Here is a 12509-nt window from a genome sequence, read left to right as displayed (position 1 = left end):
GCCGGATCACCGGTGGCGATGTCGCTGCGGGGCGAGTTTGCCTCATCGTGGTCAAAAGTATTCCCAAGTAGACGCAAGGCGGATGGACGTGGCACTATGGACCGCGTGAATTTCCCCGGGGTGTGGCTCGCCGCTCGGCGCCACGTCGATCTCAAGCGCGTCTGCAGCGCTACCTGTCGTCCTTAGACGACGTCCGGCCCCGGAGAGTCCCCGCATTCTGTACGCGGGGTGCCGCCACGTCACAGCCCAAGACCGTGCGATAGCCGGTGCATGCGTGTGCCGGCCCAGGAGAATTCATGACGTCCACCACAGACATCACCGCGACCGGGGATTACGGCTCATCCGAGAAGCCCACGCCGCCGCGGGCCGCTCCCACCGCCCGGGCTCGTGCCGCCACCGACTCGGCGGCTACAGCAGGCGAACGCCCCGCACGCAAGAAGGCCCGCCCGGCCAAGCGTCGCGCGGAAGGCCAGTGGAAGCTCGGCTACCGCGAACCCCTCAATCCCAATGAGCAGGTCAAGAAGGACGACAACCCGCTCAACGTCCGCGCGCGTATCGAGAACATCTACTCCAAGCAGGGCTTCGACTCGATCGACAAGCAGGATCTGCGAGGCCGGATGCGCTGGTGGGGTCTCTACACCCAGCGCGCCGAGGGTTACGACGGCACCTGGACCGGCGACGAGAACATCGACATCCTCGAGGACAGCCACTTCATGATGCGCATCCGCTGCGACGCGGGCGCCCTCAACGTGAAGCAGCTGCGCACCCTCGGTCAGATCTCCACCGAATTCGCCCGCGACACCGCCGATCTCTCCGACCGCGAGAACGTGCAGTATCACTGGATCCGGATCGAGGACGTACCCACCATCTGGGAGCGGATCGAGGGCGTCGGACTCAAGACCACCGAGGCCTGCGGTGACTGCCCGCGCATCATCCTGGGGTCCCCGCTGGCCGGCGAGGCCGTCGACGAGGTCCTCGACCCGACCCCGGCGATCGACGAGATCGTCCGCCGCTACATCGGTGACCCGCAGTACTCGAACCTGCCCCGCAAGTTCAAGACCGCCATCTCGGGTCTGCAGGACGTGTCGCACGAGACCAACGACATCGCCTTCATCGGCGTGAACCACCCCGAGCACGGCCCCGGTCTGGACCTGTGGGTGGGCGGTGGGCTGTCGACGAATCCGATGCTGGCCCAACGGGTCGGCGCCTGGATTCCGCTCGACGAGGTCCCCGACGTGTGGGAGGCCGTGGTCTCGATCTTCCGCGACTACGGCTACCGTCGCCTGCGCACCAAGGCACGCCTGAAGTTCCTGATCAAGGACTGGGGCATCGAAAAGTTCCGTCAGGTCCTCGAGGACGAGTACCTGGGACGCAAGCTGATCGACGGGCCGGCCCCGGAACCGTTGACGCAACCCCGCGACCACGTCGGTGTGCAGAAACTCAAGAACGGCCTCAACTCGGTCGGTTTCGCCGCCATCGCCGGCCGCGTGACCGGCACCAAACTGACCGCGGTGGCCGACGCCGCGGAGCGGGCGGGTTCGGACCGCATCCGGTTCACCCCGTACCAGAAGCTGGTCGTTCTCGACGTCCCCGACGACAAGGTCGAGGAACTCATCGGCGACCTCGCGAAGCTGGGCCTGCAGGCGCGGGCGTCGAACTGGCGTCGAAACCTGATGGCCTGCAGCGGAATCGAGTTCTGCAAGCTGTCCTTCACCGAGACCCGTAAGCGTTCACAGGTCCTCGTCCCCGAACTCGAGGAGCGGCTGGCCGACATCAACGCCGACCTCGACGTGCCGATCACCGTCAACATCAACGGCTGCCCCAACTCGTGTGCGCGGTCCCAGATCGCCGACATCGGCTTCAAGGGTCAACTGATCGAGGACGGCGAGGGCGGACAGGCCGAGGGCTTCCAGGTCCATCTCGGCGGAAGCCTCGGCCAGGACGCCGGATTCGGCCGCAAGCTGCGTCAGCACAAGGTCGCCTCCTCCGAGATCGGCGACTACATCGACCGCGTGACGCGCAACTTCGTCGCCCAGCGTGAGCCCGGGGAGCGGTTCGCGCAGTGGGCGGTTCGCGCCGACGAGGAGGCACTGCGATGACCACCGGCACCACCACCCGCGCCACCAACGGGCGCCGGTTCAGCGAGGACGAACTGCGGACACTCGCCGAACGCGGTGCCGCCGAACTCGGACCCGACGCCACCCCGGAAGAGCTGTTCGCCTGGACCGCACGCACCTTCGGCACCAACTTCGTCGTCGCCTCCAACATGCAGGACGCCGCACTGGTCGACCTCGCGGTCAAGCACGTCGACCGCGACCTGATCGACGGTGACCCGGTGAAGGTCCTGTTCCTCGACACCGGCTATCACTTCGCCGAGACCATCGGCACCCGCGACGCCGTCGAGCAGGTCTACGGCGTCGAGATGGTCAACCTCACCCCCGAGCACAGTGTCGCCGAACAGGATGAACTGTTGGGCCGCAACCTGTTCGCCCGCGATCCGGGCGAATGCTGCCGACTGCGCAAGGTGGTTCCGCTGAAGGCCGGGCTGTCCGGCTACGACGCATGGGTGACCGGCATCCGCCGCGTCGAGGCGCCCACCCGCGCCAACGCGCCGCTCATCTCGTTCGACGAGGGTTTCGGCCTGGTGAAGATCAACCCGATCGCACCGTGGTCCGACGACGAGATGCAGGACTACATCGACGCCAACGGGGTGCTGGTCAATCCGCTGGTCGACGAAGGCTATCCGTCGATCGGTTGCGCCCCCTGCACCGCCAAACCCGAACCCGGATCCGATCCCCGCAGCGGCCGCTGGGCCGGCCGCGCCAAGACAGAATGTGGGCTGCACGCATCATGACCATCACCGAGACCACCGGCATCGAATCTCTCGAGGCCGACGACTTCAGTACCCTCGACGCGCTCGAGTCCGAGGCCATCCACATCTTCCGCGAGGTCGCCGGCGAGTTCGAGCGTCCGGTGATCCTGTTCTCCGGCGGCAAGGACTCCACCGTCCTGCTGCACCTCGCACTCAAGGCGTTCTGGCCTGCGCCGCTGCCGTTCTCGCTGCTACACGTCGACACCGGGCACAACCTGCCCGAGGTGCTCGAATTCCGCGATCAGGTCGTCGAACGACACGGCCTGCGTCTGCACGTCGCCAAGGTGGAGGACTACCTCGCCGACGGTCGGCTCACCGAACGTCCCGACGGTGTGCGCAACCCGCTGCAGACCATCCCGCTGCTCGATGCCATCACCGAGAACCGCTTCGACGCGGTCTTCGGCGGCGGCCGCCGCGACGAGGAACGCTCCCGCGCCAAGGAGCGGATCTTCTCGCTGCGCAACGCCTTCGGCCAGTGGGATCCGAAGCGTCAGCGCCCCGAGTTGTGGAACCTCTACAACGGCAGGCATGCGCCCGGCGAGCACGTCCGCGTGTTCCCGCTGAGCAACTTCACCGAACTCGACGTGTGGCGCTACATCGCCCGCGAGCAGGTGCTGTTGCCGTCGATCTACTACGCGCACGAGCGCGAGGTCTACCAGCGTGATGGCATGTGGATGACCGCCGGGGTGTGGGGCGGACCGCGTGATGGCGAAGCGGTGCAACGACTTTCGGTGCGATATCGCACCGTCGGCGACGGCTCGTCGACCGGCGCGGTGCTCTCGGATGCCACCACCAACGAGGCCGTGCTCGCCGAGGTCGCCGCGTCCCGGCTGACCGAACGCGGCGCCACCCGCGGCGACGACCGCGTCTCCGAGGCCGCCATGGAAGACCGCAAGCGCGAAGGATACTTCTGATGACCCACTCCCCCGACCTCCTCCGCATCGCCACCGCGGGCAGCGTCGACGACGGTAAGTCCACCCTGGTGGGCCGGCTGCTCTACGACACCAAATCCGTTCTCGCCGACCAGATCGACGCCGTCACCCGCGCCTCGGTGGACCGTGGCCTCCAGGGCCCGGACCTGTCGCTGCTCGTCGACGGACTGCGGGCCGAGCGTGAGCAGGGCATCACCATCGACGTGGCCTACCGCTACTTCGCCACGCCCGCACGGTCATTCGTGCTCGCTGATACCCCCGGCCACGTGCAGTACACCCGCAACACGGTGTCCGGCGCGTCGACCGCGCAACTGGTGATGTTGCTCGTCGACGCCCGCAACGGTGTCGTCGCCCAGACCCGCCGCCACGCCGCGGTGATGGCGCTGCTCGGCGTGCCGCAATTGGTGTTGGCGGTCAACAAGATCGACCTCGTCGACGACGCCGAGAGCGGAGCGAGCGGGTCGAATGACAGAGACGCGGCATCCGTTTTCGCCGAGATCTCCGCGGAGTTCGCCGAGCTGACCCATACGCTGGGCTGGTCGCCCGAACAGGTGCAGGCCATCCCGGTCTCGGCACTGCACGGCGACAACGTCGCCACCCGATCGGACAAGACCCCGTACTACGACGGCCCGACGCTCATCGAGCATCTGGAGACCGTGCCGAATGTCACCGACCGCAAGCAGGTCGGACTGCGCTTCCCCGTGCAGTACGTGATCCGGCCGCGCACAGCGGAATTCCCGGATTACCGCGGCTACGCGGGTCAGATCGCCGCAGGCCGCGTGTCGGTGGGCGACGAGGTCGTCGTGCTGCCGTCGGGGGTGCGCACCACCGTCACCCAGATCGACACCGCCGACGGCCAGCTGGCGACCGCGCACACCGGTCGCAGCGTCACGCTGTTGCTCGCCGACGACGTCGACATCTCCCGCGGTGATCTCATCGCTGCGGTCGCCGATGCTCCCGAACCCGTCCAGCAGTTCACCGCGACGGTGTGCTGGCTGGCGGACAAGCCGTTGCGGCCGGGTGCGCGGGTGCTGCTCAAGCACGGCACTCGCACCACCCAGGCCATCGTCGGCGCCCTCGACGCCCTCTTCGACGAGCAGAACCTGTCGGTGTCCGAGACACCGGACACCGTGGAGCTCAACCAGATCGGGCGTATCTCGATCCAGACCGCCGAGCCGATCCCGGCCGACGACTATCAGGTCAACCGCGAGTCGGGCAGCTTCCTGCTGATCGATCCGCAGGGCGGTAACACCCTCGCGGCGGGGCTCGTCGGCGACGCACTGGCCTCGTTGCACCTCAAAGAGCTGGTGTGAGTCCGACCCTTCTGCTGGTCGCCCACGGGAGCCGGGACCCACGTTTCGGCGACACCGCTCGGCGTGTGAGAGCGGCTGTCGCCCAGCAGCTTCCGCACGCCGAGGTGGTGTTGTCGTTCCTGAATCTCGACAGCCCGACGGTTTCCGAGTGCCTCACCGGACTCGGCGACGACCGTGAGATCATCGTCGTGCCGTTGCTGCTTGCGCCCGGTTACCACAGTGAGGTCGACCTGCCCGGGATCGTCGCCGAGGCCGACGCCGCCGCTTCGGTGACGATCACCGATGTCGTCGGTCGCACTTCGCTGACCGACGCACTGAGCGACCGCTTGCACGAGGCGGGCCTGCGGCCTGACGACGGGATCATCCTGACCGCGGTCGGCTCCACGAATCCGGCGGCCGAGTTACTCGTTCGACGCCGCGCCGTCGAACTGTCCACCCGGCTGCACCGCCCCGTCGACGTCGTCTTCGCCACCCGACTCGGCGGCGGAGACCGGTACCTGCGCAACGCCATTCGCCGCCTGAAGAAGGCCGGCGCCGCGCGGATCGCGGTGAGTCCCTACTTCCTGTCGGCCGGCCTGTTGACCGAACGCGTCGAGACCGCCCTGGACCGTCTCACCCCGGATTGCCTGGTGGCCGGTCCGATCGGTGCCCACCCGGCACTCGTCGATGCGGTGACCACCGCCTACCGTCGGCACGCCTGGACAGGTATCTCCGTCCACTGACGGCGCTCCCGGTGACGTTGACAGCGCTCACCTCAGCGCTGACAGCGCTCACCTCAGCACTGTCAGCGCCCTCGACGCTCAGATCTCCGAGAGAGCCGCCACCTTGGTGGCTCGCGCGTATACGGTCTCACCGGCGTTGAGGTTCAACGCGTTCTGGTCGCCGCGGGTGATCTGGGCCGCGAATTCCTCGCCGGTGGCCGCCGACGTCAACTCGACGCGGGTCTCGAATCCGAGGTTCACCACCCGGTTCACCGTCGCCTTGATGACCCCGGTGTCCAGGCTCGGGTCCGCGGCGGGCAGTGCCAGTTCGGGTTTGCGTCCGATGCGGATGTCGTGGGGCCGCACCAGTTCTCCGTTGAGGCGCACCGTCGATCCGAGGAAGGATGCGACGAATTCGTTGGTCGGTCGGTCGTAGAGATCGTCGGGCGTGCCGACCTGCTCGATGCGGCCCTTGTTCAGTACCGCGATCCGGTCACTGACGTCGAGCGCTTCCTGCTGGTCGTGGGTGACCAGCACGGTGGTCACGTGGACCTCGTCATGCAGGCGACGCAGCCAGCGGCGCAGGTCGTCACGCACCTTGGCATCGAGGGCACCGAAGGGTTCGTCGAGGAGCAGCACCTTCGGGTCGACGGCGAGCGCGCGTGCCAACGCCATCCGCTGCCGCTGGCCGCCGGAAAGCTGTGAGGGAAAGCGCTTCTGGAACACCGTCAGACCGACCACCTCGAGCAGTTCGTCGACCTTCGCGTCGACCTCGGCCTTCGGTCGCTTGCGGATCTTGAGGCCGAACGCGATGTTGTCGCGCACCGTGAGGTGTTTGAACGCCGCATAGTGCTGGAACACGAAACCGATGTCCCGCTTCTGTGGTGCCTTGCCGGACACGTCGTTGCCGTTGATGACGACCGTGCCGGAATCGAGGGTGTCCAGCCCTGCGATGGCCCGCAGCAACGTCGACTTCCCCGACCCGGACGGCCCGAGCAGCGAGGTCAACTGACCGTCGGCGATCTCGATCGAGACGTCATCGAGGGCGGCGAAATCGCCGTACCGTTTGTTGGCACCGATCACCGAGATGGACATGTCAGACGCCTTTCTTGCCTGCGGCGGAGTGGGAGTGGGTGTGGACGACCTGCTCGGCGTCGAGCGATTCGGGGCCGTGCGGGACCGTCAGTTCCGGTTCGACGGTGTCCACCTCGCCGGTGACGGACGTACTGACATCGGCCAGACGCGATTTGGCCCGTCGTTCGATCAGCGACATCAGCACCAGCACCAGGATCGCGACCATCATCAGCAGTGTTGCGGCCGCGTAGGCGCCGAATTCGTTGTAGTCGTCGGTGTAGCGGGAGTTGACGAGCAGCGTCAACGTCTGCGAGATACCCGGATAGTTCGACGACACCATCGTCACCGCGCCGAACTCGCCGAGAGCGCGGGCGACGGTCAGCACGATGCCGTAGGTCAGGCCCCATCGGATCGCCGGCAGGGTGATCCGCCAGAACACCTGCCAGGCGTTGGCGCCCAAGGTGGCCGCGGCCTCTTCCTGCTCGGTGCCGATCTCGCGCAGGACGGGTTCGACCTCGCGTGCCACGAACGGCAGGGTGACGAAGAGGGTGGCCAGCACCAGTCCGGGGAAGCCGAAGATGACACGGAAGCCGAGGCTTTCGATGCCACCGAACCAGCCGCCGTAGCCCCACAGCAGGATCAGCGCGACACCGGCGACGACCGGGGACACCGCGAACGGCAGGTCGACGACGGCCTGCAGCACCCCCTTGCCGGGGAAGCGGCCACGCGCCAGGGCCAGGGCGATCAGCACCCCGAAGATGACGTTGAGGGGCACCACGATCACCACGATCAGCAAGCTCAATTGCAGCGCCGAGATCGCCGCCGGGGTGGTGATCCACTCCCAGAACTGCACGATGCCGTGCTCGAAGGCGCGGTAGAAGATCGTGCCGACCGGCACGACCAGCAGGATGAACAGGTACACCAGTGCGATCGTGCGCAGCCCGTACCGGGTCAGTGGCGAGACTTTCATCGGTCGGCATCCTCCCGCTTGGACTGCCACCGGCCGGCGATACGCAGGATCAGCAGGGTGACGAAGGCGATGAGCAGCAACACCACCGAGATCGCCGCGGCACCGACCGGGTTGTCGATCTCGATCTGCTGCTGGATGTACTGCGAGGCGACCTGCGTATCGCCGGGGATGTTGCCGCCGATCAGGACGACCGAACCGAACTCACCGATCGCGCGGGTGAATGCCAGTCCGGCGCCGGTCAGGATGGACGGCAGCAGCGCCGGCAGGATGATCTTGCGGAAGGTCGTCCAGTTGCGCGCGCCGAGCACCGCCGCGGCCTCTTCGACGTCGACGTCGAGTTCGATCAACACCGGCTGCACCTGACGCACCACGAACGGCAACGTCACGAAGGTCAACGCGATGATCAACGCCGGTTTGGTGGCGTTGAGATGGATGTCGATCGGACTGTTCGGCCCGTACAGACTCAGCAACACCAGGCTGGCGACGATGGTCGGCAAGGCGAACGGCAGGTCGATGATCGCGTTGACGAATCCTTTGCCGGGGAAGTCATCCCGAACGAGCACCCAGGCGATCAGCGTGCCGAAGACGACATTGATCAGTGCGGCGACGAGAGAGACGAGCACCGTGATCCAGAGGGTGTCGAGTGCCGCGGGAGCGGTCACCGCATCCCAGAATCCACTCCACCCGTCGTCGAAGGACTGCACAGTGATCGCCGCCAGCGGCAGCAGCACGATGAGGCTCAGCCACAGCCACGCCACCCCGATGGTGATCGGACTGACGCCGGCGAAGGTCCGCGAACGTCCGAGGAATCCGCCCGGCGGCTGCGAACCCACCGCCTCCGGTCGCGGGGCCGGTACGGTTTCCGAGGTCACTGGACACCCCCTGCGTCGTAGATCTTGGTGATGGCGCCCTTGGTGCCGAAGAGTGCGCTGTCGACGGCCTTCCATCCCGTGAGGTCCACGCCGTCGTTGTCCGCGGCGGTGCCCTGGCCGAGGACCTTGCCGAGTTCCTTGATCGTCCACAACTTCTCGATGTCACCCGGGAAGAGGTTCGCGGTGGCCGCGGCGACCGCCGGCACCACCGGCCGGAAGCCCTGTCGCGCCCAGATGTACTGGGCCTCATCGGTGAACAGGTAGTTGACGAAGGCGCGCGCGGCGGGCAGGTCATCGGAGGTGTTGACCACCGCGACCGGGTTCTCGATCTTGAACGTCTGTGGCGGAATGACGTACTCCACCTGCGCGGACGGCGCCGCCGAGGCATTCGCCCGGTCGAGCATGATCGCCTCGTTCTCGTAGCTGATCAGCACATCGCCCTGTCCCTGCTCGAAGGCGGTTGTCGCCTCGCGGCCCGACTTGGGCACCACGCGCACGTGGTCGCGGACCAGTTCGGCCACGTAGTCGAGGCCGGCCTGCGAGTTCTGACCCCCATTACTCATCGCCGCGTAAGGCGCCAGCAGATTCCATTTCGCCGATCCCGAGCTGCCCGGGTTGGGTGTCACCACCTGCACGCCGGGACGCAGCAGATCGTTCCAGTCGTGGATGTTCTTGGGATTGCCCTTGCGCACGACCAACGCCACGACCGACCCGAACGGGGTGCTGTTGTAGGGCGCCTGGGTCTTCCAGTCCTTGTCGACCAGACCCGCTTTCACCAGTCGGGTGATGTCGGGTTCGACGGAGAAGTTGACGACGTCGGCGGGGACGTGGCGGGCCACCTTGCGGGATTGGTCTCCGGAGGCCCCGTAGGAGGCCGAGAACCCGATGTCGTGGCCTTCGGGGGTGGCACGGAAGGCCGGGATGATGTGGTCGAATCCGAGCTTGGGCGTCGCGTAGGCGACGAGGTCCAGGTGGCGGGAGCCGCTGGAGATGTCGACGCCACCGGGTTCGTCGGTCGATCCGCCGCCACAACCGGCCACCGCGACCATCGCCAGGGCCAGCAGACACACCAGTATCGGCGTCCTGCGTCGCGGGATGGATGCAGCGTTCACTACAGGCTCCTCCGAGGATGTGATTTCGACGCCGGTCGACATGGGCCGCGACCAGCGGACGAATTACGCTAACAACCCTCGTGGGGCTCACCGAAACCTGCGAGCAACCTTCTGGCCCTCGCCGGCGGAAGGTGCTATCGAGTGAGGAGCCAGGCCAAGAGAACGAGAACGATGAGCGCGACGAGCGCCCAGGTCACACGCGAGCGGAACACCACCTACAAACCTTTCTGGTCGTCGTCGGCGAACCGGCGACGATCAATCACCGACATCACGCCGTCGACCAGCGCATTCAGCGCGATCGCGGCGGCGATGGCGCAGGGAACCAGGACCACCAGGGTGACCAGGAGTTGGGGAACGAAGGCCAGACCGGTCAGCCATTCCTCGACACCGTCCCACCAGGCGAGTACCCCGTTCACACCCATCACCTCGTCAGTCCCCGCTCGGCTGTGGACTTTCATTCAGCCTGATTCGAACTCTCCGATCCGGCCGTCGCCACTCAAGTAGCGGCATTGCGGACCGGTCGCAATGATATATCCATGACGGCCACAGACGACTCCGCCCTCGACTCGGATATCACCGATGCGGCGGTGGCCGAGCCGGATGTACCGCCCATGCCGGTCGAGCCGGAGGCCGCAGCCTTCTCCCCGGCGACGCATACCGTCACCTCCTTCCCGCCGATCGGCGACTACGCGTTCCTCTCCGACACCGAGACGAACTGTCTCATCGCCCGCAACGGGTCAGTGGAATGGATGTGCGCACCACGACCCGACTCGCCGAGTGTGTTCGGGGCGATCCTCGATCGCAGCGCGGGCCACTTCCGTCTTGCGCCGTACGGCGTGAACGTTCCCGTCGATCGTCGGTATCTGCCGGGCAGCCTGATGGTGGAGACCACCTGGCAGACCGACACCGGGTGGATCGTCGTGCGTGACGCGCTGGTGATGGGCCCCTGGCATGACAACGAGCGCCGCTCGACCACTCATCGCCGTACACCGACCGATTGGGACGCCGAGCACATCCTGCTCCGCACCGTGCGCTGCGTGTCGGGCACCGTCGAGTTGGCGATGAGTTGCGAACCGGCCTTCGACTATCACCGTGCCCGCACGAAGTGGGAGTACTCGGGTCCCGCGTACGGCGAGGCGATCGCCACGGCCATCAACACCGACGCCACCTGTCCGACACTGAAGTTGACCACCGATCTGCGGCTCGGCCTCGAGGGTCGCGAGGCTCGGGCGCGGACCCGGCTGGTCGAGGGTGACGACCGGTTCGTCGCCCTGAGTTGGTCCAAACAGCCCGCCCCGCAGAACTTCACCGAGGCCGCGCAGAAGATGTGGGCCACCTCCGAATGCTGGCGGCAGTGGATCAACATCGGGTCCTTCCCCGACCATCCGTGGCGTACACATCTGCAGCGTTCCGCGTTGACGCTCAAGGGGCTGACCTACTCCCCGACCGGCGCACTGTTGGCCGCGGCCACCACATCACTGCCGGAAACACCTCACGGCGAACGCAATTGGGACTATCGGTACGCCTGGGTGCGTGATTCGACCTTCGCACTGTGGGGGCTCTACACCCTGGGCCTCGACCGCGAGGCCGACGACTTCTTCTCCTTCATCGCCGACGTCTCCGGCGTGACCAGCGGCGAACAGCATCCGCTGCAGGTGATGTACGGGGTGGGTGGCGAACGCACCCTGGAGGAGGAGGAACTCGGGCACCTGACCGGCTACGACGGCGCCCGACCGGTGCGGATCGGCAACGGCGCGTACAACCAGGCGCAGCATGACATCTGGGGCACGATGCTCGACTCCGTGTACCTCAACACCAAGTCCAGCGAGTCGGTGCCAGAGACGCTGTGGCCGGTGCTCAAGGCGCAGGTCGACGAGGCGGTTCGCAACTGGCGCAAGCCCGATCGCGGCATCTGGGAGGTCCGCGGTGAACCGCAGCACTTCACCTCGTCGAAGGTGATGTGCTGGGTGGCCCTCGACCGCGGCGCCCGACTCGCGGCGTTGCACGAGGAGAAGGAGTACGCCCGGGAGTGGGCGGAGATCGCCGATGAGATCCGGGAGGACATCCTCGCGTTCGGCGTCAACGACCGCGGCGTGTTCACCCAACGCTACGGCGACGACGCTCTGGACGCCTCGCTGCTCCTGGTTCCGCTTCTGCGATTCCTGCCATCGGACGACTACCGCGTCCGCAACACCGTCCTGGCCATTGCCGAGGAACTCACCGATAACGGCCTCGTCCTGCGCTACAAGGTCGAGGAGACCGACGACGGCCTGTCCGGCGAGGAGGGCACCTTCACCATCTGCTCCTTCTGGCTGGTGTCGGCGTTGGTCGAGATTGGCGAGTTGGAACGCGCAAAGACCTTGTGCGAGAGGCTGTTGTCGTACTCGAGTCCACTGAAGTTGTACGCCGAGGAGATCGACGCCAAGACCGGTCAGCACCTGGGAAACTTCCCGCAGGCCTTCACCCACCTGGCGTTGATCAACGCGGTCATGCACGTCATCCGCGCTGAGGAGGCCGCCAGCCATGGGCAGTTCCAGCCGGCCAATCACTGAGTCGGTGCGCCCGCTGGTCTCAGTGCAACGCTCGTGCGAGCTTGCGAGCCCGTGGCGTGTCCGCCGGGCCGAGCTTGTCGAGGTCGAGGCCACTTTCGCAACCTGATGCCG

The 12509-nt window shown here is 66.6% G+C and carries 11 protein-coding genes; 6 read left to right on the top strand and 5 right to left on the bottom strand.

The genetic code is table 11. From position 1 onward, the window contains the following. Nucleotides 1-296 precede the first annotated feature (296 nt). Genes ACWETB_RS13520 through ACWETB_RS13500 form a run of 5 tightly spaced genes read left to right on the top strand, consistent with a single transcriptional unit; the run spans nt 297 to nt 5839 of the window. Nucleotides 297-2099, top strand: coding sequence for a nitrite/sulfite reductase (locus ACWETB_RS13520; protein ID WP_452211602.1), 1803 nt, complete (start codon nt 297-299; stop codon nt 2097-2099). Further along, entirely contained in the window at nt 2096-2854 is a 759-nt protein-coding gene (locus tag ACWETB_RS13515; protein WP_449743823.1) for a phosphoadenylyl-sulfate reductase, read from the top strand. Before ACWETB_RS13520 ends, ACWETB_RS13515 begins: the two co-directional genes overlap by 4 nt. Beyond that, entirely contained in the window at nt 2833-3786 is a 954-nt protein-coding gene (gene cysD / locus ACWETB_RS13510) for a sulfate adenylyltransferase subunit CysD (RefSeq protein WP_452211600.1), read from the top strand. Before ACWETB_RS13515 ends, cysD begins: the two co-directional genes overlap by 22 nt. After that, nucleotides 3786-5117 (top strand): sulfate adenylyltransferase subunit 1, encoded by a 1332-nt coding sequence (locus ACWETB_RS13505; RefSeq protein ID WP_452211598.1) that lies wholly within the window; start codon nt 3786-3788, stop codon nt 5115-5117. The genes cysD and ACWETB_RS13505 overlap by 1 nt, the downstream gene beginning before the upstream one ends. Beyond that, the gene (locus ACWETB_RS13500) at nt 5114-5839 is read left to right on the top strand and encodes a sirohydrochlorin chelatase (RefSeq protein ID WP_452211596.1); all 726 of its coding nucleotides are present in this window, start codon (nt 5114-5116) and stop codon (nt 5837-5839) included. The genes ACWETB_RS13505 and ACWETB_RS13500 overlap by 4 nt, the downstream gene beginning before the upstream one ends. A 78-nt stretch (nt 5840-5917) precedes the next feature. Here the strand turns inward: ACWETB_RS13500 and ACWETB_RS13495 are convergent, their stop codons facing one another. The 5 genes from ACWETB_RS13495 to ACWETB_RS13475 form a co-directional block, all read right to left on the bottom strand. Continuing rightward, nucleotides 5918-6913, bottom strand: coding sequence for a sulfate/molybdate ABC transporter ATP-binding protein (locus ACWETB_RS13495; RefSeq protein WP_348804244.1), 996 nt, complete (start codon nt 6911-6913; stop codon nt 5918-5920). 1 nt (nt 6914) lies between these two features. Next, on the bottom strand, nt 6915-7862 hold the full coding sequence (gene cysW / locus ACWETB_RS13490) for a sulfate ABC transporter permease subunit CysW (RefSeq protein WP_452211593.1): 948 nt from the start codon (nt 7860-7862) through the stop codon (nt 6915-6917). Continuing rightward, nucleotides 7859-8734, bottom strand: coding sequence for a sulfate ABC transporter permease subunit CysT (gene cysT, locus ACWETB_RS13485; protein ID WP_348804246.1), 876 nt, complete (start codon nt 8732-8734; stop codon nt 7859-7861). The genes cysW and cysT overlap by 4 nt, the downstream gene beginning before the upstream one ends. Continuing rightward, complete coding sequence (locus ACWETB_RS13480) at nt 8731-9888, bottom strand: sulfate ABC transporter substrate-binding protein (RefSeq protein ID WP_452211591.1); 1158 nt, start codon at nt 9886-9888, stop codon at nt 8731-8733. The genes cysT and ACWETB_RS13480 overlap by 4 nt, the downstream gene beginning before the upstream one ends. 173 nt (nt 9889-10061) lie before the next feature. Next, nucleotides 10062-10262: a hypothetical protein gene (locus ACWETB_RS13475; protein WP_348807926.1), complete on the bottom strand. Its 201-nt coding sequence runs from the start codon at nt 10260-10262 to the stop codon at nt 10062-10064. Nucleotides 10263-10457: 195 nt separating this feature from the next. Here ACWETB_RS13475 and ACWETB_RS13470 point away from each other — a divergent pair, with 195 nt between their 5' ends. Further along, nucleotides 10458-12398 carry a glycoside hydrolase family 15 protein gene (locus ACWETB_RS13470; RefSeq protein ID WP_348808095.1) on the top strand — a complete coding sequence of 647 codons (1941 nt, stop codon included), beginning with the start codon at nt 10458-10460 and terminating at the stop codon, nt 12396-12398. Nucleotides 12399-12509: the final 111 nt, after the last annotated feature.

This window comes from Gordonia sp. NPDC003950 (assembly GCF_053605205.1).
The sequence above is the reverse complement of the archived record's forward strand: the minus strand, read 5'-3'. Positions and strand labels throughout refer to the sequence as shown.